Annotated in this window: 19 protein-coding genes; 6 read left to right on the top strand and 13 right to left on the bottom strand. The window is 72.7% G+C overall.

Annotation, left to right across the window (positions count from 1 at the left end; genetic code table 11):
- Nucleotides 1–12 precede the first annotated feature (12 nt).
- The 4 genes from V6S66_RS01805 to treZ form a co-directional block, all read right to left on the bottom strand.
- Entirely contained in the window at nt 13–693 is a 681-nt protein-coding gene (locus tag V6S66_RS01805) for an alpha/beta hydrolase (protein ID WP_334205070.1), read from the bottom strand.
- A 383-nt stretch (nt 694–1,076) separates the two neighbouring features.
- Nucleotides 1,077–3,212 carry a glycogen debranching protein GlgX gene (glgX, locus tag V6S66_RS01810; RefSeq protein WP_334205071.1) on the bottom strand — a complete coding sequence of 712 codons (2,136 nt, stop codon included), beginning with the start codon at nt 3,210–3,212 and terminating at the stop codon, nt 1,077–1,079.
- A 79-nt stretch (nt 3,213–3,291) separates the two neighbouring features.
- Nucleotides 3,292–3,432 (bottom strand): hypothetical protein, encoded by a 141-nt coding sequence (locus tag V6S66_RS01815; RefSeq protein WP_334205072.1) that lies wholly within the window; start codon nt 3,430–3,432, stop codon nt 3,292–3,294.
- A 5-nt stretch (nt 3,433–3,437) separates the two neighbouring features.
- A complete protein-coding gene (gene treZ / locus V6S66_RS01820) occupies nt 3,438–5,114 on the bottom strand; it encodes a malto-oligosyltrehalose trehalohydrolase (RefSeq protein WP_334205073.1) in 1,677 nt (558 codons plus the stop codon).
- 160 nt (nt 5,115–5,274) lie between these two features.
- On the opposite strand from treZ, the gene V6S66_RS01825 reads away from it, so the two are divergent.
- On the top strand, nt 5,275–5,595 hold the full coding sequence (locus tag V6S66_RS01825) for a hypothetical protein (RefSeq protein ID WP_334205074.1): 321 nt from the start codon (nt 5,275–5,277) through the stop codon (nt 5,593–5,595).
- Nucleotides 5,596–5,611: 16 nt separating this feature from the next.
- Here the strand turns inward: V6S66_RS01825 and V6S66_RS01830 are convergent, their stop codons facing one another.
- The 4 genes from V6S66_RS01830 to malQ form a co-directional block, all read right to left on the bottom strand.
- The gene (locus tag V6S66_RS01830; RefSeq protein ID WP_334205075.1) at nt 5,612–6,340 is read right to left on the bottom strand and encodes an aldo/keto reductase; all 729 of its coding nucleotides are present in this window, start codon (nt 6,338–6,340) and stop codon (nt 5,612–5,614) included.
- A 108-nt stretch (nt 6,341–6,448) separates the two neighbouring features.
- Complete coding sequence (gene treY, locus V6S66_RS01835; RefSeq protein WP_334205076.1) at nt 6,449–8,770, bottom strand: malto-oligosyltrehalose synthase; 2,322 nt, start codon at nt 8,768–8,770, stop codon at nt 6,449–6,451.
- Nucleotides 8,767–10,893 carry a glycogen debranching protein GlgX gene (glgX, locus tag V6S66_RS01840; RefSeq protein ID WP_334205077.1) on the bottom strand — a complete coding sequence of 709 codons (2,127 nt, stop codon included), beginning with the start codon at nt 10,891–10,893 and terminating at the stop codon, nt 8,767–8,769. The genes treY and glgX (V6S66_RS01840) overlap by 4 nt, the downstream gene beginning before the upstream one ends.
- Before the next feature lie 30 nt (nt 10,894–10,923).
- Nucleotides 10,924–12,915, bottom strand: coding sequence for a 4-alpha-glucanotransferase (gene malQ / locus V6S66_RS01845; RefSeq protein WP_334205078.1), 1,992 nt, complete (start codon nt 12,913–12,915; stop codon nt 10,924–10,926).
- A 200-nt stretch (nt 12,916–13,115) separates the two neighbouring features.
- Between malQ and V6S66_RS01850 the strand changes: the two genes are divergently transcribed.
- Nucleotides 13,116–13,994, top strand: coding sequence for an aldo/keto reductase (locus V6S66_RS01850; RefSeq protein ID WP_334207207.1), 879 nt, complete (start codon nt 13,116–13,118; stop codon nt 13,992–13,994).
- A 27-nt stretch (nt 13,995–14,021) separates the two neighbouring features.
- Here V6S66_RS01850 and V6S66_RS01855 read toward each other — a convergent pair whose 3' ends face one another.
- Nucleotides 14,022–14,969 (bottom strand): LysR substrate-binding domain-containing protein, encoded by a 948-nt coding sequence (locus V6S66_RS01855; protein WP_334205079.1) that lies wholly within the window; start codon nt 14,967–14,969, stop codon nt 14,022–14,024.
- Between the two features lie 71 nt (nt 14,970–15,040).
- Between V6S66_RS01855 and V6S66_RS01860 the strand changes: the two genes are divergently transcribed.
- Both V6S66_RS01860 and wrbA read left to right on the top strand, forming a co-directional pair.
- On the top strand, nt 15,041–18,511 hold the full coding sequence (locus V6S66_RS01860) for a bifunctional proline dehydrogenase/L-glutamate gamma-semialdehyde dehydrogenase (protein WP_334205080.1): 3,471 nt from the start codon (nt 15,041–15,043) through the stop codon (nt 18,509–18,511).
- A gap of 145 nt (nt 18,512–18,656) precedes the next feature.
- Nucleotides 18,657–19,253: an NAD(P)H:quinone oxidoreductase gene (wrbA, locus tag V6S66_RS01865; RefSeq protein WP_334205081.1), complete on the top strand. Its 597-nt coding sequence runs from the start codon at nt 18,657–18,659 to the stop codon at nt 19,251–19,253.
- Nucleotides 19,254–19,306: 53 nt separating this feature from the next.
- Here the strand turns inward: wrbA and V6S66_RS01870 are convergent, their stop codons facing one another.
- Complete coding sequence (locus V6S66_RS01870; RefSeq protein WP_334205082.1) at nt 19,307–19,627, bottom strand: DMT family transporter; 321 nt, start codon at nt 19,625–19,627, stop codon at nt 19,307–19,309.
- Nucleotides 19,627–19,971, bottom strand: a complete 345-nt coding sequence (locus V6S66_RS01875; RefSeq protein ID WP_334205083.1) for a DMT family transporter — start codon at nt 19,969–19,971, stop codon at nt 19,627–19,629. The genes V6S66_RS01870 and V6S66_RS01875 overlap by 1 nt, the downstream gene beginning before the upstream one ends.
- A gap of 141 nt (nt 19,972–20,112) precedes the next feature.
- On the opposite strand from V6S66_RS01875, the gene V6S66_RS01880 reads away from it, so the two are divergent.
- Nucleotides 20,113–20,919 carry an alpha/beta fold hydrolase gene (locus V6S66_RS01880; protein WP_334205084.1) on the top strand — a complete coding sequence of 269 codons (807 nt, stop codon included), beginning with the start codon at nt 20,113–20,115 and terminating at the stop codon, nt 20,917–20,919.
- Between the two features lie 414 nt (nt 20,920–21,333).
- On the opposite strand, the gene V6S66_RS01885 is transcribed toward V6S66_RS01880, so the two are convergent.
- On the bottom strand, nt 21,334–21,909 hold the full coding sequence (locus V6S66_RS01885) for a TetR/AcrR family transcriptional regulator (protein ID WP_334205085.1): 576 nt from the start codon (nt 21,907–21,909) through the stop codon (nt 21,334–21,336).
- 73 nt (nt 21,910–21,982) lie between these two features.
- Between V6S66_RS01885 and V6S66_RS01890 the strand changes: the two genes are divergently transcribed.
- The gene (locus V6S66_RS01890) at nt 21,983–23,125 is read left to right on the top strand and encodes an acyl-CoA dehydrogenase family protein (RefSeq protein WP_334205086.1); all 1,143 of its coding nucleotides are present in this window, start codon (nt 21,983–21,985) and stop codon (nt 23,123–23,125) included.
- A 45-nt stretch (nt 23,126–23,170) separates the two neighbouring features.
- Here the strand turns inward: V6S66_RS01890 and V6S66_RS01895 are convergent, their stop codons facing one another.
- Nucleotides 23,171–24,286, bottom strand: a complete 1,116-nt coding sequence (locus V6S66_RS01895; RefSeq protein WP_334205087.1) for a PQQ-dependent sugar dehydrogenase — start codon at nt 24,284–24,286, stop codon at nt 23,171–23,173.
- Nucleotides 24,287–24,316 lie beyond the last annotated feature (30 nt).

Genomic DNA, 24,316 nt, shown 5'->3' on the forward strand with positions numbered 1-24,316 from the left:
CCGGGCACTGCCTCAGATCTGCAGCGGTTCCTGGGTGCTCAGGACCTGACGGACGAGCTCGGACGGCGCGAGGTCGTCGAGCAGCGCCGCGGCGGTGAAGTCGGCCGCGAGACGCTCGAACGTCCGCCCGCGGCGCAGCATCGCGTGCTTGCCGCCGTCGACGCGCACGTACGACAGCTCGGCGGTGCGCGCGACGTTGCGGGCGGCCGCCTCGGACTTCGCCGGGATCGCGATGCGGTCGTCGGTGCCGTGGGCGATCAGCACGCGTCGTCCGGAGAGGCCGAGGTCACCGTCGGTCGGGTAGACCCACGGGTTGAGCGCCACGACGCTGCGCACGTCCGCGCGGTCCCCGGCCAGCAGGGCCGCGCGTCCCCCGAGGGAGTGGCCGACCAGCCCGAGCGGCACACCACCGGTCGCCCGCTCGTGCAGCTGCGTGATCGCCCAGTCGACGTCGTCGACCGGCGTGTGGCTGGCGTCCCAGCCGCGGGTGGAGTTGAGCAGGCGGTAGACCGCGATCCGCCGTCGTCCGGCGCGCGCGACGCGCTTCGCGATCGGGATCATGCGCAGCACCGACAGCTGGGTCGGGCTCACCGCAGGGCTTCCTTCGCGGTTGGCACCCCCGTGCAGCACGAGGACGGCGGCCTCCGGGTTGCGGGGCTCGGCGACGGTGATCAGGCGAGGACTGGTGGTCACCCCTCCAGTGTTCCCGGTGGCGCGCAGTCCCACACGGTGACGTGGATCGCGTGGGTGGGCAGGCCCGGCGGACCCGGAGGACAAGCGGCACGGACCAACACGGTGGCCAGGGCTCCCCGCCACCCACCGGGCTCCGTTCCGACGGCCCGCACCAGATTTGCGCCCAAATGTGCGGTCCGCGACGGGCAGAACGGCACATTTGGGAGCAAATCTCGACGTTGCGGTCGGAAGCCGGCCCGATCGGGCTCGGCGCACCAGCCAACTGTTCACTGGCTTGGTCCATGCCGCGTGTCGGTCACCGCCGTCGGCCTGCACCCAGATGTGCGCCGAGATGTGTGATTCCACTCGCTCGGAATGCATATCTTGGCGCACATCTGGGCGTCTCAGTCCTCGCGGGGGGCCTTGAGGAGCAGGAGGGAGCGGGGTCCGAGGGTCAGCGTGCTGCCGGCCGGCAGGGGGGCCTCCCAGACGGGCTCGCCGTCGGGCGAGGAGGTGTCGAGGGTCGGGCGGAACGTGGCGCCGAACTCCGGACCGGGCAGGGCGACGTCGACGGGCTCGGCGCCGGCGTGCAGCAGCAGGAGCCACGAGTGGTCGGCGAGCAGCTCGCCCTCGCGGGTGCGGGACTGGCTGTTCGAGCCGTCGATCCACATGCCCAGCGTGCGGCGGTCCTGGTCGAGCCAGTCGGGCTCGGTCATCTCCTGGCCGTCGGGTCGGAGCCAGATCAGGTCGGGGCGACCGGTCGGCGTGGTGCGTCCGTCGAAGAACTGCGCCTGGCGCAGGGCTGGGCTCTTGGCCCGCAGGTGGATGACGCGCCGCGCGAACGCGAGCATCGACTCCGACTCCTCGGTGTCGGTCCAGTCGAGCCACGTGGTCGGGTCGTCGAGGCAGTAGGCGTTGTTGTTGCCGCCCTGCGTGCGCCACCGTTCGTCACCCGCGACGAACATCGGCGTACCGGTCGACAGCAGCAGCGTGGCGAGCATGTTGCGGGCCTGGCGCTCCCGGACGTCGCGGATCTCGGTGTCGTCGGTCTCGCCCTCGACGCCGTGGTTCCACGAGCGGTTGTCGTCGGTGCCGTCGCGGTTCTCCTCGCCGTTGGCCTCGTTGTGCTTGTGGTCGTACGACACGAGGTCGCGCAGCGTGAACCCGTCGTGCGCGTTGACGAAGTTGATCGACTGCCAGGGACGGCGCAGCGTGTGGTCGTAGAGGTCGGACGAGCCCGAGAGGCGGTACGCGAGGTCGTCGACCCCACCGGCGTGTCCGCGCCAGAAGTCGCGCACGGTGTCGCGGTAGATGCCGTTCCACTCGGCCCACTGCGAGGCGAAGTCGCCGACCTTGTAGCCCTCGCCCGTCGCGTCCCACGGTTCCGCGATGAGCTTGCAGCGCGCCAGGACCGGGTCGTTCGTGATGGCCGTGAGCAGGGCCGAGTCGCGGTCGAACGCGCCGCCGTTCGGGCGTCCCATCGTGCTGGCGAGGTCGAAGCGGAAGCCGTCGACGCCGAGCTCGGTGGCCCAGTAGCGCAGCGAGTCGGTGACGAGGCGGATCACGGTCGGTGAGGAGGCCTCGAGCGTGTTGCCGCAGCCCGTGATGTCGGCCATGTGGCCGTCCTCGTCGTGCAGGTAGTACGCCGGCGCCTCGTAACCACGGAAGCTGAGGGTCGGGCCGTCGGGGCCGCCCTCGCACGTGTGGTTGTAGACGACGTCGATCAGCACCTCGATGCCCGCGGCGTGCATCGCGGCCACCATGGTGCGGAACTCCTCGACCTCACGGCCGGGCTCGCTGGCGTACCCGGCGTGCGGCGCGAAGTAGCCGAGCGGCGAGTAGCCCCAGTAGTTCTGTCGGCCGGCGCGCACCAGCGACGGCTCGTCGCTGAAGGCGTGCACGGGGAGCAGCTCCACGGCGGTGACGCCGAGCCGCAGCAGGTGCTCGACGACGGCGGGGTGCGCGAGGCCGAGGTAGGTGCCGCGCAGCTGCTCGGGGACGTCGGGGTGCTGGGCCGTGAAGCCCTTCACGTGCAGCTCGTAGACGACGGTCTCCTCGAACGGCACCTCCGGCTTGGTGCCCGTGTCGGGGCCGCCGGGGCTCGTGACGACGCTGAGCGGGACCGACCCGAGCGAGTCGACCGTGGACATCTCGGGGCCGTCCGGTCCCTCGGGACCGTCGGCGTAGCCGAGCGCTGCGTCGAGATCGGTCAGCGAACCGCTGATGCGGCGCGCGTACGGGTCGACGAGCAGCTTGTGCGGGTTGCAGCGCAGCCCGGTCTTGGGCTCGTACGGGCCGTGCACGCGGAAGCCGTACTTCTGGCCCGGCAGCACGCCGGGCACCAGGCCGTGCCACACGCCGAAGGTGCGCTCGGTCAGCTCGATGCGCCGCTCGGAGCCGTCGTCGTCGACCAGGCAGAGCTCGACGCGCTCCGCGACGGTGCTCGCCACGGCAAACCGCACGCCGCCGGCCTCGGGGTGGGCGCCGAGCGGGAACGGCCGACCGGCGAGGACCTGGGTCTCGTGCGGTGGGGTGACCATCGCTCCAGTCTGTCAGGCGCGGGGTCCCGGTCGCGGTGCCGTCAGGTCGAGGGGGCCGTCAGGTCATGGCACCGTCAGGTCAGGCGTACGGTCCCGAGAAGGGGGCCGGGGCGTCCGGGTCGTCGACGTCGGCGTCGTGGTCCGGGTCGGTCGTCTTGTGCTTGGGGTCGTCGTCGGGGTCCTCGGAGATCCGCGGGTCCTCGCTCGGCATGTCGGTCATGCTCGTCAGTCTGACCCGCGGGGCGAGGAGCCGCTCGCCGAGAACGACCACACGACCTCGTCGCCCCGTCGCACCACGACCGACTCCGCGTCACGGTCGACCTCGACCGTGAACCGGCCGCGGTGCAACCTGACACGGGGCCCCTCGACCTCGACCCGGACGTCGGCCAGCGAGGCGTCCCGCAGCTCGGGGTGCTGGCGTCGCAGGGCGACGAGCGCGCGGTAGGCCTCGAGCACCGCCCGGTGGTCCGGGTCGTCGACCTCGTCCCAGCGCAGCGTCGAGCGCTCCAGCGTCGCGACGTCCATGGGGTCCGGCACCTCCGACTCGCCCCAGCCGTGTCGGCCGAACTCGCGGCGCCGGCCGGTGCGCACCGCGTCGGCGAGCTCGGGATCGGGGAACGAGGCGAAGAACTGCCACGGCGTGCCGGCGGCCCACTCCTCGCCCATGAAGAGCATCGGGGTGAACGGGCCGAGCAGGACGAGCGCGGCACCGCACACCTGGCGGCCGGGGGAGGCGGTGGCGGACAGTCGGTCCCCGGTGGCCCGGTTGCCGACCTGGTCGTGGTCCTGGACGTACGTCACGAACGCCGTGCCGGGCACGGCGTCGGTGTCGACGGGGCGACCGTGGGTCCGCTCCCGGAACGACGACCAGGTGCCGTCGTGGAAGAACGCGCCCCGCAGGGTCTTCTCGACCGCCTCGGGCGCGGCGAAGTCGGCGTAGTAGCCGGACGTCTCGCCCGTCAGCCACACGTGCAGGGCGTGGTGCACGTCGTCGGCCCACTGCGCGTCCATCCCGAGGCCGTGCTCGCGGCGGGGCGTCACGGTGCGCGGGTCGTTGAGGTCCGACTCCGCCACGAGCGACAGGGGCCGGCCGAGACGCTCGGAGAGCTCGGCGGTCTGCGTCGCGAGCTCCTCCAGCAGCGTGAGGGCCCGGGTGTCCCGCAGGGCGTGCACGGCGTCGAGGCGGAGCGCATCGACGTGGAAGTGCTCGAACCAGTCGCGGGCGTTGTCGAGGACGTACTGCCGCACCTGGTCCGACCGGGGCCCGTCGAGGTTGAGTCCGGCGCCCCAGTCGGTCGTGCCGGCGAAGTACGGCCCGAAGCGGTCGAGGTAGGCACCCGAGGGGCCGAGGTGGTTGTAGACGACGTCGAGCACGACACCCAGCCCGCGGGCGTGGCACGCGTCGACGAACCGCTTGAACCCGTCGGGTCCGCCGTACGGCTCGTGCACCGCCCCCCAGAGCACGCCGTCGTAGCCCCAGCCGTACGGACCGTCGAAGGCGTTGACGGGGAGCACTTCGACGAGCTCGACGCCGAGGTCGACGAGGTGGTCGAGCCGCTCGATCGCGCTGTCGAACGTGCGGCCCGACGTGAACGTGCCGACGTGCAGCTCGTAGACGACGGATCCCCGGAGCGGGCGGCCCGCCCACGCGTCGTCGGTCCAGGCGAACCGGTCGTGGTCGAACGCGCGCGAGGCTGCGTGGACCCCGTGCGGCTGCCACCGCGAGCGCGGGTCGGGCAGCGGCGTCTCGTCGGCGTCGAGCACGAAGGCGTAGTCGGTGCCGTGGTCGACGTGGAGGTCGCCGGACCACCATCCGTCGCCGTCGCGCGCGAGCTCGTGATCCACCGCTCGGACCCGGGCGCGCACGCGTTCCAGGTGCGGACCCCACACGCGAATCTCCATGGTTCGAGGCTAGGTCCGGGGGTGTTTCAGCGCGATCCGAGGGGGTACTGCGGGACGTGACGGAGGTCACGTCGATCCGATGATGCGATCCAGGTCGGGTCGGGGGATCCTGACGCAGTCGGCGGTCGGTGACCGCCGGATTTCGGGGACGAGGGGAACGATGCAGGAGACGAAGAGGATCGGCCTTGAGCTGTGGGTCGGTCTGTGGGCCATCGCCGGTCTGACGGCGCTGTGCCTGGCCATGGTGGGCGCCGGATGGCACCACCTGCTGATCGGTCTGGTGGCCTTCGCGCTGGCGTACGCGCCGGTGCGGATCGGTGCTGAGGTCGAGCGTCGCCGACCGGCGACCGCCGAGGCGCGCGCCGCCGCCGCGACCCCGCTCGCGATCGTCGCGGACGACAGCGACGGGGACAGCGACGGGGACAGCGACGAGGAGTCCTCGTCGTCGCAGCCACGCCGCGACGTCGACCAGGTGGCCTGAGTCCCACCCCGCGGGGCTAGACCACGCGCGCCTCGGGCGAGCGGGTCTTCCCGGGATCGGTCTCCGGGATGTCGCCCAGCGCCTCGTCGACGGCTCGCAGCACGTCGGCCTCGAGCCTGAGGCCCGCGGCCCGGGCGTTGGACTCGACCTGGTCGGGGCGCGAGGCGCCCACGATCGCTCCGGCGACGTTGTCGTTGGCCAGCACCCACGCGATGGCGAGCTGGGCCTGCGTGACGCCCAGGTCGTCGGCGATCGGTGCCAGGCGCTGCACCGCGGTGAGGGTCTCGTCGGTCAGGAAGCGCTTGATCATGTCGGCGCCGCCCTTCTCGTCGGTCGCGCGGCTGCCGGCGGGGGCCTCGGCGCCGGGCTGGTACTTGCCCGACAGCACGCCCTGGGCGATCGGCGACCAGACGATCTGGGAGACCCCGAGCTCGCGCGACGTGGGCACGACCTGGTCCTCGATGACCCGCCACAGCATCGAGTACTGCGGCTGGCTCGAGATGAGCTGGATGCCGAGCTCCTGCGCGAGCGCGTGGCCGGCGCGGAGCTGATCGGCGGTCCACTCGCTGACGCCGATGTAGAGCGCCTTGCCCTGGCGCACGACGTCGGCGAACGCCTGCATCGTCTCCTCGAGCGGCGTCTCCACGTCGTAGCGGTGGGCCTGGTAGAGGTCGACGTAGTCGGTGCCGAGCCGCTGCAGCGACCCGTCGATCGACTCCACGGCGAGCGGTGAGTTGGCGCCCATTCCCCCGACTGAGCGGTGACCTGGCGACCTTTCTGCGGCTCTGAAAGGTCGCTAGGCCACCGCCCGGGTGCGGGAAGGGTCGCTCACTCACCGCCCGAGCGCGGGGGGTCAGGTGCGGACGAGGAGGGCGACGGGGTAGGTCGCGAGCAGGTCGGCGACGAGCTGGATCCCGCCGGCGTGCTGCCGACCGGTCAGGACGTCGGTCCACGCGCCCGGGTCGAGGCTGAGCCCCGCCTCGTCACCGAGGTCGAGCACGGTCCCGTCCCACCCGTCCGGCCGCTGCTCGAGGCCGACGGGCAGCCGCGTCGCGACGGCGACGAGGTCGCGGTGCCGGGCGAACGCCACGGCGTGGTCGGCGGCGGAGCCGTCGGCCCGGAGCGGCCGGTAGCCCTCGAACAGCTCGGGTCGCTCCCGACGCAGTCCGAGCACCCGCTGGGTGACGAGCAGTTTGGCGGCACCGGAGGCGTCCAGGGGCGGCACCCAGCCGCCGGCGACGCGCGACAACAGCTCGCGCCGGGCCGCGTAGTCGACCTCGCGACGGTTGTCGGGGTCGACGAGCGAGAGGTCCCACAGCTCGGTGCCCTGGTAGACGTCGGGCACCCCCGGGCCGGCGAGCTGCAGCAGCTTCTGCGACAGCGCGGTGGTCCAGCCGGCGGGCTCGACGCGGCGGGCGAAGGCCTCGACCTCGTCGCCCACCGTCGCGCGGACGCGGGCGGGCCAGGCGCGCACGGCGTCCTCGAAGGCCTCGTCGGTCTCGGTCCACGTCGTGCGCAGCTTTGACTCGCGGGCGGCCTTCAGCAGGTAGTCGACGAGGCGCTCGTCGGAGACGGGCCACGCGGCGACGAGCGTCTGCCAGGCGAGCAGGTCGAGCGAGGGCTCGTCGATGCCGCACCGGGCCGACCAGCGTTCGACGGACTCGGCGAGCTCGTCGGCGACCTCGGCCAGCACGAGCGACCGGGCCCGGGTGTCCTCGGACCGCTTCGTGTCGTGGGTGGTGAGCGTCGTCATGGTGGCCGGACGGTCGCGGTCGCGGACCGTGGAGAGCTCGTGGAAGGCCTCGACGTCGACGCCCCACACGTCGGGCGACCCACCGACCTCGGTCAGCGCCGCGAACCGCGTGTACCGGTAGAACGTCGTGTCCTCGGTGCCCTTGGCGACGACCATGCCCGAGGTCTGCTGGATCCGGGTCGCGAGCTCGCCGCGCGGATCGGCACGGACCTGGTCGTCCAGGGCGCGCAGCGCGGGAGCCACGTCGGGTCGGCGGGTGAGCGCACGATCGATCGCCCGGGCCCAGTCGTCGGCACCCTCGGGCAGGTAGGAGCGGTACACGCCGAACGCGATCATGGTCTCGGCGACGGCCGTGCGGGCCGGTTCCACCGCGACGTCGGTGAGCAGCGCCGCGATGCGGTGCACCTCCGCGACGAGGATGCGGTCGGTGACCATGCGGCGCGCGTCCTCCTCGACCGCGGCGTAGTCGGTCGGCACGCCGCGGCGTTGCGCCAGTGCGGTGATCGGTGCCTCGCCGGCGGGGTCGAGCAGCACGCCGGCGACCTCGCGCAGCGCGTCGTAGCCCGTGGTGCCCTCGACGGGCCAGCTGGCCGGCAGGTCCTCGCCGGGGTGCAGGATCTTCTCGACCACGATCCAGGCGTCGGGTGCGGCCTCGCGCAGTCGGCGGGCGTAGCCGCCCGGGTCGGCCAGGCCGTCGGGGTGGTCGACGCGCAGGCCCGTGACCTCGCCAGCCTCGACCCATCGCAGCACCTCGCGGTGCGCGTCGTCGAACACGGCGGGCTCCTCGACGCGGATCGCCGCGAGCGAGGTGATGTCGAAGAAGCGGCGGTAGCCGAGCTCGGCGTTGCCGCGGCGCCAGCCCACGAGCTCGTAGTGCTGCCGGTCGTGCACCTCCTGCGGGGAGCCCCCACCGGTGCCGGGTGCGATCGGGAAGCGGTGGTCGTAGAACGCGAGCTCGTCGCCCGTGGATCCGGGCTCGACCCGCAGCTCCGCCACGTCGGCGTCGTCGCCGAGCACGGGCAGCAGCAGACGGCCACGCGACCAGTCGATGTCGAAGTGCCGGGCGTGGGGGGACGCCTCGCCCTCGCTCAGCACGGACCACCACCACGGATTGGCGGCGGGGACCTCGACCGACATGTGGTTCGGCACGATGTCGACCACGACGCCCATCCCGAGCTCACGCGCCTCCCGCGCCAGCGCGGCCCGCTGCTCCTCGCCGCCCAGCTCGGGCCGCGCGAGGGACGGGTCGGTCACGTCGTAGCCGTGGGTCGAGCCGGGGGTCGCGTCGAGCACGGGGGACAGGTAGATCGCGCCGACGCCCAGGTCGCGCAGGTACGGCAGCAGCGCCCGCGCCTCGGCGAAGCCGAAGCCGGGCCGCAGCTGCAGCCGGTAGGTCGACGACGGGACGCCGGCCGGAGTCACGAGCCCACCCGCTGCAGCACGACGAGGGAGCGACCCGGCACGTCGAAGCTGTCGCCCGCCGGACGGGGCTCGGCGCCCGCCGGCTCGACGACGCCCTCGGCCGTGTCGACCACGACCCGCCAGCGGTCGGCGTACTCGCCGTCGGGCAGCGTGAACTGGATCGTCTCGTGGTACGCGTTGAACGCGAGCAGGAACGAGTCGTCGGTGATCCGCTCGCCCCGCTCGTCGCGCTCCGCGATCGCGTCACCGTTGAGGAACACCGCGACCGAGCGACCGAAGTCGTCGCCCCAGCTCTGGTCGGTCATCTCCTCGGCCGTCGGGGTGAACCAGGCGATGTCGGGGAGCCCGCCGTCGCGCCGCACGGGCCGTCCCGAGAAGAACCGGCGCCGGCGGAACACGGGGTGCTGGCGCCGCAGCCGGGTCAGCGCGGACGTGAAGCGCAGCAGGTCCGCCTCGTCCTCGGCCAGGCTCCAGTCGAGCCACGCGACCTCGTTGTCCTGGCAGTAGACGTTGTTGTTGCCGCCCTGGGTCCGGCCGAGCTCGTCGCCGTGCAGCAGCATCGGCACGCCCTGCGACAGCAGCATCGTCGCCAGGAAGTTGCGGCGCTGCCGCTCGCGCATGGCCAGGATCTCCGGGTCGTCGGTCGGGCCCTCGACGCCGTGGTTCCACGACCGGTTGTCGTCGGCGCCGTCGCGGCCCTCCTCGCCGTTGGCCTCGTTGTGCTTCTCGTCGTACGACACCAGGTCGTTCAGCGTGAAGCCGTCGTGCGCCGTGACGAAGTTGATCGACGCGTATGGGCGGCGGCCGTCGTCCTGGTAGAGGTCGGACGAGCCGGTGATGCGGGAGGCGAACTCGCCCAGGGTCGCCGGCTCGCCGCGCCAGAACTCCCGGACGGTGTCGCGGTAGAGCCCGTTCCACTCGGTCCACAGGGGCGGAAAGTTGCCGACCTGGTAGCCGCCGGGACCGACGTCCCAGGGCTCCGCGATGAGCTTGACCTGGCTGACCACCGGGTCCTGCTGCACGAGCTCGAAGAACGTCGCGAGCTTGTCGACGTCGTAGAACTCGCGGGCCAGGGTGGCCGCGAGGTCGAAGCGGAACCCGTCGACGTGCATCTCGGTGACCCAGTACCGCAGCGAGTCCATGATGAGCTGCAGCGTGTGCGGGTGGCGCACGTTGAGCGAGTTCCCGGTGCCCGTGTAGTCCATGTAGTACTGCGGGTCGTCCTCGACCATGCGGTAGTACGCGCAGTTGTCGATCCCGCGCATCGAGAGCGTGGGGCCGAGGTGGTTGCCCTCGGCGGTGTGGTTGTAGACGACGTCGAGGATGACCTCGATGCCCGCGGTGTGCAGGGCCCGGACCATCCCCTTGAACTCCTGGACCTGCCGGCCCGGCCGTGACGCGTAGGCGTCGTGCGGCGCGAAGAAGCCAATCGTGTTGTAGCCCCAGTAGTTCGTCAGGTCCTTCTCGACGAGGTAGTGGTCGGTCAGGAACTGGTGCACCGGCAGCAGCTCGATCGCCGTGACCCCGAGCTCACGCAGGTGCTCGACGATCGACGGGTGCGCGATGCCGGCGTACGTGCCGCGCAGCTGCTCGGGCACGTCGGGGTGGGTCATCGTGAGGCCCTTGACGTGCGCCTCGTAGATCACGGTCTCGTGGTACGGCCGGCGCGGCAGCCGGTCGTTGCCCCAGTCGAAGTACGGGTTGGTCACGAGCGAGAACGGCACGTGCCCGGCCGAGTCGTCGTCGTTGCGCTCGTCGGGCGCGTCCATGTCGTACGCGAACAGGGACGGGTCCCAGTCGACCTGGCCGCTGAACGCCTTGGCGTACGGGTCGATCAGGAGCTTCTCGGGGTTGCAGCGCAGGCCCTGCTCCGGGTCCCACGGACCGTGGACGCGGTAGCCGTAGCGCTGGCCGGGCGCGATGCCGTCGAGGAAGCCGTGGTGGACGAACCCGTCGACCTCCTCCAGGCGCACGCGGGTCTCGGCGCCGTGCTCGTCGAACAGGCACAGCTCGACCTTCTCGGCGACCTCGGAGAACAGGGCGAAGTTGGTGCCGGTGCCGTCGTACGTGGCGCCGAGCGGGTAGGGCGATCCGGGCCACGCGTGAAGGCGGGGAGGGTGCACGGTCGGGGGTCTCCTCAGGGAGGTCGTTGATCAGGACGGGGCGGGGGAAGTGGGGCCCTGCGGGGCGGGTCTGGCCGCCCGCAGGGGCGCGACGGCGGCCGCGACCCGGGGGTCGGTGAAGAAGTCCTCGAGCCGCACGGGCAGCGGGACGCGCCAGTTCGGGTACTCGTCGACCGTGCCGGGCAGGTTGGGCTGGTCGAGCTGTCCGACCGCGTCGGCGGGCGAGCTGAGCACCAGGCGGGAGGCGGCCGGGGCGATCACGGCGTGGAGCGCCACGACCAGGTCGTCGTCCGGCACGCCCTCCTCGCGCAGGAGGTCGAGCAGTGCCGCCCGATCGGTGGCGGCGGAGGCGAGCGCGTCGTCGAGGGACGCGTCGAGCAGTCCCAGCCGGTGCTGCACGTGCACCCGCTCGTCGGCGATCCAACCGGCGACGGTGGGCAGGTCGTGCGTGCTGATGCTCGCCATCGTCTCCGGCTCCCACCGCGCGGGCGGCACGTGCGGCTGCCCGGGGGCGTCCCAGTCGCGCTCGAACCAGAGGACGGCCGAGCTCAGGATGCCGCGCTCGTGCATCGTCCGCGTCACGACGTCCTCGACCGTGCCGAGGTCCTCGCCCACGACGATCGCGCCCTCGCGGGTGGCCTCGAGCAGCAGAGCCGCGAGCATGACGTCGGCGTCGTAGTGGACGTAGGTGCCGCGGTGGGCGGGCTCTCCCGGCGGGATCCACCAGAGCCGCCAGAGTCCGGCGACGTGGTCGACCCGGATGCCGTCGCCGTGGCGCAGCACGCTGCGGACGACGTCGCGGAACGGCGCGTAGCCGGTCTCGGCGAGGCGGTCGGGCCGCCACGGCGGGAGGCCCCAGTCCTGGCCGAGCGGGTTGAAGGCGTCGGCGGGGCAGCCCACGCGGACGTCCGACGCGAAGACGTCCTGCTGGGCCCACGCATCGGCGCCGCCCGGGTCGACCCCGACGGGCAGGTCGTGCACCAGTCCCACCGCCATGCCGGCCTCGTGGGCGGCGGCGCGTGCGCCGTCGAGCTGCTCGCGGGCGAGGGCCTGCAGCCAGAGGTGGAAGGCCACCCGGTCGGCGATCTCCTCGCCCGCCGCAGCGACGGCCGGGGAGGCGGGGTCGCGCAGCGGATCGGGCCAGCGGCGCCAGTCGGCCCCGTGCACCTCGGCGAGGGCGGACCAGACGGCGAAGGCTCGCAGGTCGTCGTCGGCGTCCTCGGGCACCGGCCGGTCGGTCGTGTGCTCCCACAGCAGCTCGAGCGCGGTGCGCTTCGCGAGCCAGACGTCGTCGTGGTCGATCAGCTCGGTGTCGTTCGGCGGTGCGAGCCGGGCCACCGCGGCGCGGACCTCGTCGGAGGCCGACCCGAAGGCCGCCGTGTCGGTGACGCGGAGGTAGAGCGGGCTGGCGAAGCGCCGGCTCGCGGGCGAGTAGGGGGAGCGCTGGAGCGGGGTCGAGGGCACGAAGGCCTGGACGGGGTTCACCAGCAGCACGCCGGCGCCCTGCTCGCCGCCCGCACGCCGCGCGATCGCGGCGAGGTCGCCGTAGTCGCCCATGCCCCACGAGTCGTCGGACCGCAGGGAGTAGAGCTGAAGCATCCAGCCCCACGTGCGTGGCACCTCCGGCAGGCGCGCGGGTCCCACGACGACCGTGATGTCGCGGTCGCCGGTCGTGAGCCGGTGCCAGCCGAGGGGCAGGTCGGCCGGAAGCGCGCCCTGGACGTCGAGCGTGCCGCCGTCCTCGAGGTGGAGCGTCCCCGCGACGCCGTCGCCGAGGTCGCGACCGGCGCCCTGGGTCGCCGCGATCGTGCCGGGGAATCGGCTGCTCGTGCGCTCCGCGCTCGCGAGCTCGCGGGCGATCGCGTCGTCGCTCGTCGCGTCGACCCCGAGCTGGCCCAGCACGGCCGCGACGATCTCGTCGTCCACGGTCACCGGCGTCCGGTCCGAGCCCTCGTAGCTCGTGGCCACCCCGTGGGCCGCCGCGAGGCGTGCGAGTGCGTCACGGTCCGGGGAAGGGGGCATGCCTCAAGCATCGGGGCCGCGCCGATCCGGCGCACCCCCGCATGCCGTGACGCGCGTCGCCCCGGCGACCAGCTGCCCCGTCCCCGTCCTGCTCGGTGGTGCGTTCGTGGGACAGCGGTAGCGTCGAGGGGGTTCTCGCGGCCGGCCCGGCGATCGCCGGTGGCCGGCCCCGCGTCTCACGGAAGTCGGTCCCCATGTCCCTGCCCCAGCGCTCCATCGGTGACGTCCAGGTCTCGGCGATCGGGCTCGGCGGCATGCCGATGTCGGTCGACGGTCGCCCGGACGAGGACCGGTCGATCCGCACGATCCACGCCGCGCTCGACGCGGGCGTGACCCTGATCGACACCGCCGACGCCTATCACCGAGCCGCCGCGGACGTCGGGCACGACGAGTCCGGTCACAACGAGGTCCTGATCGCGAAGGCGTTGAGGAGCTGGGGCGGTGACGCGAGCTCGGTCCTGGTCGCCACCAAGGGTGGGCACACGCGCACCGAGGCCGGCGGCTGGCCGCTCGACGGCAGCCCGGAGTACCTCAAGCGCGCCGCGAAGGCGTCCGCCCAGCGACTCGGCGTCGACGCGATCGGTCTCTACCAGCACCACCGCCCCGACCCGGCCGTCCCGTACGAGGAGACGATCGGTGCGCTCCGCGACCTGCTCGACGAGGGCGTGATCCGTCAGGCCGGCATCTCGAACGCCGACCTTGACCAGATCCGTCTCGCGCAGACGCTGCTCGACGGGCGCCTCGCGTCGGTGCAGAACCAGTTCTCGCCCGCCTTCCGCTCGAGCCGCACCGAGCTCGAGCTGTGCGCCGAGCTCGGCGTCGCCTTCCTCCCGTGGAGCCCGCTCGGCGGCATCGGCAGCGCGGCGGAGCTGGGCGACCGCTACGCCGAGAACGCGGCGATCGCGCACGAGCGCGGGGTGAGTCCGCAGCAGGTCGCGCTGGCCTGGGAGCTCGCGCTCTCGCCGACCGTCATCCCGATCCCCGGTTCTTCGCGCCCCGAGAGCATCCTCGACTCGATCGGCGCGCTGGACCTCACGCTCACGCCCGAGGAGATCGCCCGCCTCGACGCCGTGGCCTGACCCCTCGCGGGCCGTCCACCAGCGCCGTCACGCCGACGGGTCCGCCGGCGCGGCAGGTGCGTGGACGAGTGCCGCCACGGCCGCGAGCGCCTCGCGGCACGCGACGACGGCCGGGTGGGCGGCCGACGCGGTGCGGGCCGCCGTGAAGATCGTGCGCCGCGGGCGACCCGGCACGTCGTGCAGCGCGACGGTGGGGACCCTGCCCAGCCACAGCAGGTCGGGCAGCAGCGCCACGGCGTTGCCCGACTCGACGAGTCGGATCTGCGCCTGCAGGTCAGCGGTCTCGAAGCGCACGTCGGGCTCGAACCCGGCGACCCGGCAGGCCTGCTCGGCGTGGTGCCGGGACGCGACTCCGGGGGGCTCCATGACCCACGAGACGTGCCGCGCCTGCGCGATCGACGTCGTGCCGGAGGCGGGGCCGTCGCCGAGCGGGGTGGCGAGCCGGATCGTGTCCGACATCAGCTCGACCCGGTCCAGGCCGGGGAGGTGAGGAGCGGCGTGACCGGGGTACTGCTCGGCGACGACCAGGTCGAAGTCGCGCGCCCAGGTCTCGGTGAGAGCGGACTCCGGCTCGCGCTGCGTGACGGTCACGCGCAGGGCGGGGTGGTCGCGTGCGACGAGACCGAGCATGTCGGGCACGAGTGCCAGCGCGGCGGACTGGAACACGGCCACGCGCACGGTGCCGGTGGCCCGCTCGAGCGAGGCGGCCAGCTCGGTCTCGGCCTGCTCGAGGTGACGCAGCAGGCCATCGGCGTGGGCCACGAGGATCTCGGCCTGCGGTGTGAGCTGGACGCCGCGCCCGACCTTGCGCAACAGCTCGACCCCAGCCTCCTTCTCGAGCAGCGCGAGCTGCTGCGACACCGCCGAGGGGCTCAGGTGCAGGGCCGCGGCGACCGCGGCCAGGGTGCCGCGGACGTGCAGCTCGCGCAGCAGGCGAAGGCGGCGGACGTCGAGCACGGGGCGGCCCCTATTCATCAGAGAAACTGATGTGTATCAGTCGGAAAACATCGCTTTACCTTAACCGAGTCGACTCCCAGACTGACGCCATGACCTCGCACCTGACCGAGCGCACCGGCTCGCCGGACGGCTCCGCCGAGCCCCTGACCCGCCCGGCCGACCTGGCCGACGAGACCATCGCGCTGGTACGCCGCTGGCTCGCGGCCGCCGCGCAGGTCGAGCCGGACAAGGCCGGGGCCCAGCTCGCGGGCGTCCTCAAGGACCCGCGCGGCCTGCCGTTCACGGTGGGCTTCATCGACGGCGTCATCCGCCCCGAGGACACCGCGGTCGCCGCCCGCAACTTCGCCGAGCTGGCCCGCGAGGTCCCGGCGTTCCTGCCCTGGCACCTGCGTGCTGCCGTGAAGGTCGGCGCCCGGGTCGGTCTCGTGGCCCCCGGCCTGGTCATCCCGGTCGTGCGCCGCGCGCTCCGGGCCATGGTCGGTCACCTCATCGTCGACGCCCGCGAGCGACGCCTCGGGCGCGCCATCGCTCGTCTTCGCCACCGCGGGGTGCGGCTCAACATCAACCTGCTCGGGGAGGCCGTGCTGGGCGAGCGCGAGGCAGCGCGCCGCCTGCAGGGCACGCGCGACCTCCTGGCCCGCGCGGACGTCGACTACGTCTCGATCAAGGTCTCCTCCACGGTCGCCCCGCACTCGGTGTGGGCCTTCGACGAGGCCGTCGCGCACGTCGTGGAGAGCCTCCAGCCGCTGTTCGAGCAGGCGGCGGCGTCGCCGACCCCGAAGTTCATCAACCTCGACATGGAGGAGTACCGCGACCTCGACCTGACCGTCGCGGTGTTCACGGCGATCCTCGACCAGCCGCACCTGCGCGGACTCGAGGCGGGGATCGTGCTGCAGGCCTACCTGCCGGACTCCCTCGCGGCGATGATCCGGTTGCAGGAGTGGTCGGCGGGCCGCCGCGCCGCGGGAGGCGCGGGCGTCAAGGTGCGCGTCGTGAAGGGTGCGAACCTGCCGATGGAGCGCGTCGAGGCCTCGCTGCACGACTGGCCGCTGGCCACGTGGGGAACCAAGCAGGACTCCGACACCCACTACAAGCGCGTCCTCGACTACGCCCTGCGCCCGGGGCGCATCGAGAACGTGCGCATCGGGGTCGCGGGACACAACCTCTTCGACCTCGCCCACACCTGGCTGCTCGCCGGCGCCCGCGGGGTCCGGCACGGCGTCGAGCTCGAGATGCTCCTCGGCATGGCCCAGGAGCAGGCCGAGGTGATCCGTCGTGAGGTCGGTGGGCTGCTGCTCTACACGCCGGTCGTGCATCCCGGCGAGTTCGACGTCGCGATCGCGTACCTGGTGCGGCGGCTCGAGGAAGGCGCGAGCCACGACAACTTCATGTCGGCCGTGTTCGACCTGTCGACCGACGAGCAGCTCTTCGCCCGCGAGCGCGACCGCTTCCTGGCGTCGCTGGCCGAGGTCGACGAGGTCGTGCCCGGCCCGAACCGCACGCAGGACCGCACCGCACCGGTCGAGCCCGTCGCAGCCGGCGACTTCCGCAACGCCCCGGACACCGACCCGGCGCTGCCGGCCAACCGGACGTGGGGCCGAGCGATCCTCGAGCGCATTCCGGGCTCGGCTCTCGGCGTCGACCTGGTGGCCGACCACACCGTGACCGAGGCCGGTGCGCTCGACGACCTCGTGGGCGTGACGGCAGCCCACGGTGCGGAGTGGGGGGAGCGGACGGGTGCCGAGCGCGCCGCCGTGCTGGACGCCGTGGCGCACCGCCTCGAGGAGCGTCGCGCCGTGCTGGCGGAGGTCATGGGCGCCGAGACGGGCAAGACCCTGGACCAGGCCGATCCCGAGATCTCCGAGGCGATCGACTTCGCGCGCTACTACGCGCAGCTGGCGCGACAGCTCGACGACGTCGACGGGGCCCGCTTCGTGCCGGCGCGACTGACCGTCGTGACGCCGCCGTGGAACTTCCCGGTCGCGATCCCGGCGGGCTCGACCCTGGCCGCGCTGGCCGCCGGATCAGCCGTCGTCATCAAGCCCGCGCCCCAGGCCGCCCGGTGTGGCTCGGTCATGGTCGAGACCCTCTGGCAGGCCGGCGTGCCCCGCGAGGTGCTGCAGCTCGTGCACGTCGGCGAGAACGACCTGGGGGCGCAGCTCGTGGGTGATCCTCGCGTCGACCGCCTGATCCTGACCGGTGGCTTCGAGACGGCCGAGCTGTTCCGTTCCTTCCGCGCGGACCTGCCGCTGCTGGCCGAGACGAGCGGCAAGAACGCTCTCGTGGTCACGCCCAGTGCCGACCTCGACCTGGCCGCCAAGGACGTGGCCGCCTCGGCCTTCGGGCACGCGGGCCAGAAGTGCTCGGCGGCCTCGCTCGTGATCCTGGTCGGCAGTGTCGCGACCTCCGACCGCTTCCGCCAGCAGCTCGTCGACGCCGTCACCTCCCTGAAGGTCGGGTACCCCGATGACCCGACGAGCCAGGTCGGTCCGCTCGTCGAGCCCGCGCAGGGCAAGCTGCTCGACGCCCTGACCCGTCTCGACGAGGGCGAGTCCTGGCTCGTCGAGCCGGAGCGCCGGGACGAGGCGGGCCGCCTGTGGTCGCCGGGTGTCCGCCAGGGCGTGCGTCCTGGTTCGGCGTTCCACCTCACGGAGTACTTCGGCCCCGTGCTGGGCCTCATGACCGCGTCGACGCTCGACGAGGCCATCGCGCTGCAGAACCAGGTCGCCTACGGCCTCACGGCGGGTCTGCACTCGCTCGATCCGGGCGAGATCGAGACCTGGCTCGCCACGGTGCAGGCCGGCAACCTCTACGTGAACCGCGGCATCACGGGCGCCATCGTGCAGCGACAGCCGTTCGGCGGCTGGAAGCGGTCGGCGATCGGCGCCGGCTTCAAGGCCGGCGGACCCAACTACCTGCTGGGGCTCGGTTCGTGGGAGTCGGCGATGTCGGCCGATCGCGACGGCGTCGCGCTGAGCCGACCGGTCGCGCAGGTCCTGGCCGCGGCGCACGAGATGCGGCTGCCGCGGACGGAGCTCGACCGGCTCGAGCGCTGCTTCCGGGCCGACGCCACGCAGTGGGCCGCCGATCTCGGTGAGGCGCGCGACGTGAGCGGGCTGATGGCCGAGCGCAACCTGTTCCGCTACCGGCCCGCGACGGTCGACGTGCGTCTGGCCGCTGACGGCACGCCGGCCGATCTCCTGCGGGTCGTCGGCGCCGGGGTGCGGGCCGGTGCCCGCTTCGACGTCTCGGTCGGGACGGCACGGCCCGCGACGCTCGGCACGGCGCTGGAAGCCCTGGGTCTCACGGTGCGGTACGAGGACGACGAGGCGTGGGCGGCCCGTGCCGCGAACGGTGGGGTGGAGCGCGTTCGTCTGATCGGCGGGACCGCCGCTGCCCTGGCTCGCGTGACGGGTGGCCGGGTCGACCTCGCGGTCTTCGACCACCCGGCGACCGAGTCGGGGCGTCTGGAGCTGCTGCCGTTCCTGCGCGAGCAGTCCGTCAACATCACGGCGCACCGCTTCGGCACCCCGAACCACCTGACCGACGGCCTGATCTGATCACGGCCCCTGCCCCGGACACGCGTCCTCGACCCGTCGATCTGCCGAACTGCGTCCCTCGCCGTCCCGTGCGACGGTGGAGGCGTCGTCCTGACGCCGGTGCGCCAGGACGTGCCTGACCACCAGACCGAACAGGGGAGCCAGCATGACCGTCAAGGTCGCGATCGTCTACTACTCCTCCTACGGCGCCACGCACGCGATGGCCGAGCGCCTGGCCGAGACCGCCGAGAAGCAGGGCGCCGAGGTCCGCCTCCGCCACGTGCGCGAGACGGCTCCGGCCGAGGCCTACGAGTCGCAGGACGCCTGGAAGGCGCACGTCGACGAGATCGCCGATCGACCGGTCGCCGCGCCCGAGGACCTCGAGTGGGCTGACGTCGTGGTGATGGGATCGCCCACGAGGTACGGCCACGTCACGAGCCAGCTGCAGGGCTTCATCGACACGCTCGGACCGCTGTGGTCGGAGGGCAAGCTCGCCGACAAGGTCTACACCGCCTTCACGTCGTCGCAGACGGCGCACGGGGGCCAGGAGACGACGTTGCTCGCGCTGCACACGACCTTCATGCACCTCGGCGGCATCATCGCCGCGCCGGGCTACACCGACCCGCTGAAGTTCGCCGACGGCAACCCGTACGGCGCGAGCAAGGTCACGGGTGCGTCGTCGGATCTCGACGACACCGACCGCGACGCGCTCGACCACCTCGTGACCCGCGCGATCGGCGTCGCGGAGAAGTTGACGGCCTGAGCCCCCTGATCGGGCCCAGGTCTGATCGAGCCCAGGTCTGATCGGGCTCGGGGCTAGTGCGACGCCCCGAGCTCGATCAGCAGGACCCCACCGATGATCAGGGCGATGCCGGCTCCCATGAGTCGGGTGAGCGGCTCGCGGAAGATCAGCCTCGAGAGGATCGCGGTGGCGGCAACTCCGGCTGCGGCCCAGATGCCGTAGGCCACGCCGAGCGCCAGCCCCTCCCGGAGTCCGAGCGAGAGCATCGCGAACGCCGCGACGTAGCCGAGCACCACGCCGGCCGCCCAGCTGCGCTGACCCTCGGCCACGACCTTGAGCGACATCGTCGCCGTCACCTCGGCCGTGATGGCGAGGGCGAGGTAGACCCACGCCATCACCGGACCTCCGTCGTCCGCCGCGCGAGCTGCGAGCCGATCTCGACCAGCAGCACGCCGGCGACGACCAAGCCCATGCCCACGACCATGAGGCCCGTGAGCGGCTCGCCGAACAGCAGTGATGACGAGACCGCGGTGCCGGCCACGCCGAGCGCGCCCCAGATGCCGTAGGCCACGCCGAGGGGCATGCCGGCCCGCAGCACGAGCCCGAGCAGGGCGAACGACGAGCCGTAGCCAGCGACCACGACGGCGTAGAGCCCGCGGTGGTCGAGGGCGCCCTTGAGGGAGAGTGACGCCGTGACCTCGACCGCGATCGCGGCGAGCAGCAGGAGCCACGTCCTCACGGCGCCCGCCGGCGGGCGACGTGAGGGCGACGATCGGACATGGACCCACTCCAGCACGGGTGCTCCGGTGGTGGCCCGGCGGCTCCTCGAGCGGTGGGGGAGACTGGCGGGCGACCATTCAGTCGCGAGCCGGGAGGCGCCATGCAGGAGATCGTCGAGATCGGGACCGGCACCAACCTCGCCGTGGAGACGGCGGGCGCGGGCGAGACCGTGCTGCTGATCCAGGGCATGTCCGGCCACGGCGGGATGTGGGGCTCTGCGCTCGTCGACGACCTCGCCCGGGACTTCGAGGTCGTGACGTACGACCACCGCGGCATCGGGGAGAGCGCGCGGGCCGACGACCCGTTCTCGATCGTCGACCTCGCCGACGACGCCGCCGGGCTCCTGTCGGCGCTGGGACGGGAGTCGGCGCACGTCATGGGCATCTCGATGGGCGGCATGGTCGCGCAGGAGCTGGCGCTCCGTGCTCCCGATCGCGTCCGCAGCGTGACGCTCGGCTGCACGACCCCCGGCGGTCCCGGCGCCTTCGACGCGCCCGGACCGGTGCGCATGGTCGAGGCGATCGGGACCCGCGATCCCGAGCACGCGACGCGCGTCGGCTTCGAGGTCAACGTCTCGGCCGAGTTCGCCGCGCGCCCCGGTGAGCTCGACCGGTTCCGCGCGACCTCCCTCGCGCGGCGCGTGCCGTTCCCGGTGGTGCGCCAGCAGTCGATCGCGTGCCTCGAGCACGACGCGTCGGGCCGGCTGGGCGGCCTGCACCTGCCGGTCGCCGTCGTGCACGGCGAGGAGGACCAGATGATCCTGTCCGCCGAGGGCGAGCGACTCGCCGAGCTGGTGCCGGGCGCCGAGCTCCACCTGTGGCCGGGTGTCGGTCACCTGTTCTGGTGGGAGCGCCCGGCCGAGGCCGCAGAGGTCGTCCGCGGCCTGGCTGCCCGAGCCACGAGCTAGGCCACCCGATCCCCGGTGGTTGAGGTGTGAAGGAGCGCTGGCGACGAGCCTCGAAACCTGGGTCACGTCGTGGGCTGAGGTACCCCTTTCGAGGCTCGTTCGTTCCTCACTCGCACCTCAAGGGGCGGACGGATCTACCGGTGGTTGAGGTGTGAGGAGCGCTAGCGACGAGCCTCGAAACCTCGGTCACGTCGAGGACTGCGGTACTCCTTTCGAGGCTGGTTCCTCGCACCTCAAGGGGCGGACGGATCTACCGGTGGTTGAGGTGTGAGGAGCGCTAGCGACGAGCCTCGAAACCTGGGTCACGTCCTGGGTTGTGGTACTCCTTTCGAGGCTCGTTCGTTCCTCACTCGCACCTCAAGGGGCGGGGCTGCGCCCGCACCGCGTGGATCCCTGGGCCGAGCCGCAGGCGCCTCACGGGGCGGTGGCCCGCGCGACCGAGGCGTCGATGAGGTCGGCGAGCAGGCGGTACGCCGCGGCGTCGTCCAGCGAGGTCGAGGCCTCCATCTCGCCGGACTGGATGGTCGACATGACGGCCGCGGCGACGGCACCGACGAACGTGGCGTCGACCGCGCCGGTCGGGCCCTTCGCGTCGGTCACGAGCTCCTGCACCCGCCGTGCGGCGATCGCGGTGTTGCGCCGGTAGACCTCGCGGGCCGGGACGAAGTCGTTGACGTCGGCGTAGAAGGCGGGGGACGCGGGGGCGAGGGCCTCGGCGATCGCGTCGAGGTAGGCCCGGATCCGGTGCCGGGGCTCCGGCTCTGCGGCGAGACGCTGCTCGACCTGCTCGGTGGAGCGGCGGAAGAACTCCCGCGTGACGGTGGTGATGAGCTGTTCCTTGCTCGGCGCCACGGCGTAGAGGGTCGACTTCGAGCAGCGGAGGCGGGCGGCGATCTCGTCGAGACCCAGGTCCAGGAAGCCGTCGGCGAGGAACATGGCCACGAGGCCGTCGAGCACCTCGACGCGGCGGGAGCGGTCGGTGGGGGCCATGGGCCAACTGTACTCACCGTGGGCCTGCAGTACAGTCAGCAGTACACCACCGTCGTGCCGAGAGGATCGCCCGATGCCCGCTGAGCGCCTGATGCCCACCGAGGAGTCCGCCGACCTGATCGACCTGACCCGGTCGATCGTCGACAAGGAGCTGCGCCCCGTCGTTGACGAGCACGACCGAGAGGCGCGGTTCCCCCGTGAGGTCTTCCGCACGCTGGGTCGTGCCGGCCTGCTCGGCCTCCCGTACCCGGAGGAGCTCGGCGGCGGTGGCCAGCCGTACGAGGTCTACCTGCAGGTCGTCGAGGAGATCGCCTCGGCGTGGGCGGCCGTCGGGGTGGGCGTCAGCGTGCACGCGCTGAGCTGCTTCGGCCTGTTCGAACGGGGCACGTCGGAGCAGAAGGAGCGGTGGCTCCCGGACATGCTCGCCGGCGACCAGCTCGGGGCGTACTGCCTGTCGGAGGCGCACGCGGGATCCGACCCCGCGGCGATGCGCACCAAGGCGGTGCGCGACGGGGACGACTACGTCATCACCGGCGCCAAGGCCTGGACGACCCACGGCGGCCAGGCCGACTTCTACAAGGTCATGGCCCGCACGTCCGACGACGGCGGGAAGGGAATCTCCTGCTTCCTCGTCCCGGCCGACGCCGAGGGCCTCACGGCCGACGTGCCCGAGCAGAAGATGGGCCTGATGAGCTCCACGACGGCGACGATGCTGTTCGACGGCGTCCGAGTCCCCGCCGAGCGTCGTCTCGGTGAGGAAGGTCAGGGCCTGCCGATCGCGCTCGCCGGGCTCGACGCCGGACGACTCGGCATCGCCGCCGTGGCCACGGGTGTCGCGCAGGGTGCGCTCGACGCCGCGATCGCCTACGCCAAGGAGCGCGAGGCGTTCGGCAAGGCGATCATCGACCACCAAGGGCTCGGCTTCCTGCTGGCCGACATGGCCGCGGCCGTCGAGTCCGCCCGGGCCACGTACCTGCACGCGGCGCGCCTCAAGGACGCGGGCCGGCCCTACGGCCGGCAGGCGTCGGTCGCCAAGCTCGTCGCGACCGACAACGCCATGAAGGTCACGACCGACGCGGTGCAGGTGCTCGGCGGCGCCGGCTACACCAAGGACTTCCCCGTCGAGCGCTACATGCGCGAGACCAAGGTCATGCAGATCTTCGAGGGCACGAACCAGATCCAGCGCATGGTCATCGCCCGGCACCTCGCTCGCTGATCTGGGCCCGCTGAGTCAGCACCCGCTGAGTCAGCGGGCGCGGGATCAGGCGGGCTCGAGCCCGACGCGGAGGATCCGGTCGTCCCCGCCCCTGGCGTCACCGCGCCCGTCGGTGTTGTTGGTGAGGAACCACAGGTCGCCGTCGGGGGCGACCACGACGTCGCGCAGCCGGCCGTGCTCGCCGGTGAAGTAGTCGGTCGACGTGGTGGGGTCGGCGACCGGCACCGACCGCAGGACGGCTCCGCGCAGGTTGGCGATGAACACGGTGCCGTCGGCGACCGCGATGCCGCTCGGGCTCGCGATGTCGGGCTCCCACTGCTGCACGGGGTCCACGAAGCGGTCGTCGCCGGCGATGCCCTCCGCCGCGGGCCAGCCGTAGTTCGACCCGGCCGTGACGATGTTGAGCTCGTCCCACCGGTCCTGCCCGAACTCCGCGGCGAACATCGTGCCGTCAGAGGCCCAGGCGATGCCCTGCGGGTTGCGGTGGCCGAGGCTGTAGACGAGCGACCCGGGGAACGGGTTGTCGTCCGGGGCGGCGCCGTCGGGCGTCAGGCGGAGGATCTTGCCGGCGAGGCTCTCGAGGTCCTGCGCGGCCGGACGGTCGTTCGCGTCACCGGTCGCGACGTAGAGCATGCCGTCCGGACCGAAGGCGATCCGGCCGCCGTCGTGGTTGCTCGCCGCGGGGACGCCCTCGAGGATCGTCTCGACCGGCCCGAGCCCGTACGAGCCGGGATCCCCGGTCAGCTCGAACCGTTGCACCCGGTTGCCGTCGTCGGCGGTGGAGTAGGCGTACAGGCGGTCCTGGTCGTCGACCGCCAGGCCCAGGAGGCCGGACTCGCCCTGGTGCACGACGCCGTCGACCGTGCCGACGAGCCGCGTCGATCCGTCGTCGGTCAGCTCCCAGACGTCCCCGTCGTCGCGGTTGCTGATGAGCGCGGTCTCGCCGACGAACGCGATCGACCACGGCGCGGCGAGGTCGGTGGTGACGTCCGCGGGTGAGCCGGCCGGAACCACGGCCGTGCCCCCGTCGGCCGGCGACTCCGGAGCGCTCGAGGTGGGCCCGGGGTCGGACTCGCCGGACGCGCACCCTGCCGCGACGAGCGCGAGCGCCGGGAGCAGCGTCAGGAGCCGGGATCCGCGGACGGTGGAGCTGGTGACCATGCCCCGACGCTACGTCGCCCCCGGTCGTGC

The sequence above is a fragment of the Aeromicrobium sp. Sec7.5 genome, from assembly GCF_036867135.1.
Classification (GTDB): Bacteria; Actinomycetota; Actinomycetes; order Propionibacteriales; family Nocardioidaceae; genus Aeromicrobium.

What these genes read in the sequence shown, in the direction of transcription:
- glgX (WP_334205071.1), bottom strand. Translation starts at nt 3,212, where the DNA reads ATGGTCACCCCACCGCACGAGACCCAGGTCCTCGCCGGTCGGCCGTTC.
- V6S66_RS01815 (WP_334205072.1), bottom strand. Translation starts at nt 3,432, where the DNA reads ATGACCGACATGCCGAGCGAGGACCCGCGGATCTCCGAGGACCCCGAC.
- treZ (WP_334205073.1), bottom strand. Translation starts at nt 5,114, where the DNA reads ATGGAGATTCGCGTGTGGGGTCCGCACCTGGAACGCGTGCGCGCCCGG.
- V6S66_RS01825 (WP_334205074.1), top strand. Translation starts at nt 5,275, where the DNA reads ATGCAGGAGACGAAGAGGATCGGCCTTGAGCTGTGGGTCGGTCTGTGG.
- V6S66_RS01830 (WP_334205075.1), bottom strand. Translation starts at nt 6,340, where the DNA reads ATGGGCGCCAACTCACCGCTCGCCGTGGAGTCGATCGACGGGTCGCTG.
- malQ (WP_334205078.1), bottom strand. Translation starts at nt 12,915, where the DNA reads ATGCCCCCTTCCCCGGACCGTGACGCACTCGCACGCCTCGCGGCGGCC.
- V6S66_RS01855 (WP_334205079.1), bottom strand. Translation starts at nt 14,969, where the DNA reads ATGAATAGGGGCCGCCCCGTGCTCGACGTCCGCCGCCTTCGCCTGCTG.
- V6S66_RS01860 (WP_334205080.1), top strand. Translation starts at nt 15,041, where the DNA reads ATGACCTCGCACCTGACCGAGCGCACCGGCTCGCCGGACGGCTCCGCC.
- wrbA (WP_334205081.1), top strand. Translation starts at nt 18,657, where the DNA reads ATGACCGTCAAGGTCGCGATCGTCTACTACTCCTCCTACGGCGCCACG.
- V6S66_RS01870 (WP_334205082.1), bottom strand. Translation starts at nt 19,627, where the DNA reads ATGGCGTGGGTCTACCTCGCCCTCGCCATCACGGCCGAGGTGACGGCG.
- V6S66_RS01880 (WP_334205084.1), top strand. Translation starts at nt 20,113, where the DNA reads ATGCAGGAGATCGTCGAGATCGGGACCGGCACCAACCTCGCCGTGGAG.
- V6S66_RS01885 (WP_334205085.1), bottom strand. Translation starts at nt 21,909, where the DNA reads ATGGCCCCCACCGACCGCTCCCGCCGCGTCGAGGTGCTCGACGGCCTC.
- V6S66_RS01890 (WP_334205086.1), top strand. Translation starts at nt 21,983, where the DNA reads ATGCCCGCTGAGCGCCTGATGCCCACCGAGGAGTCCGCCGACCTGATC.
- V6S66_RS01895 (WP_334205087.1), bottom strand. Translation starts at nt 24,286, where the DNA reads ATGGTCACCAGCTCCACCGTCCGCGGATCCCGGCTCCTGACGCTGCTC.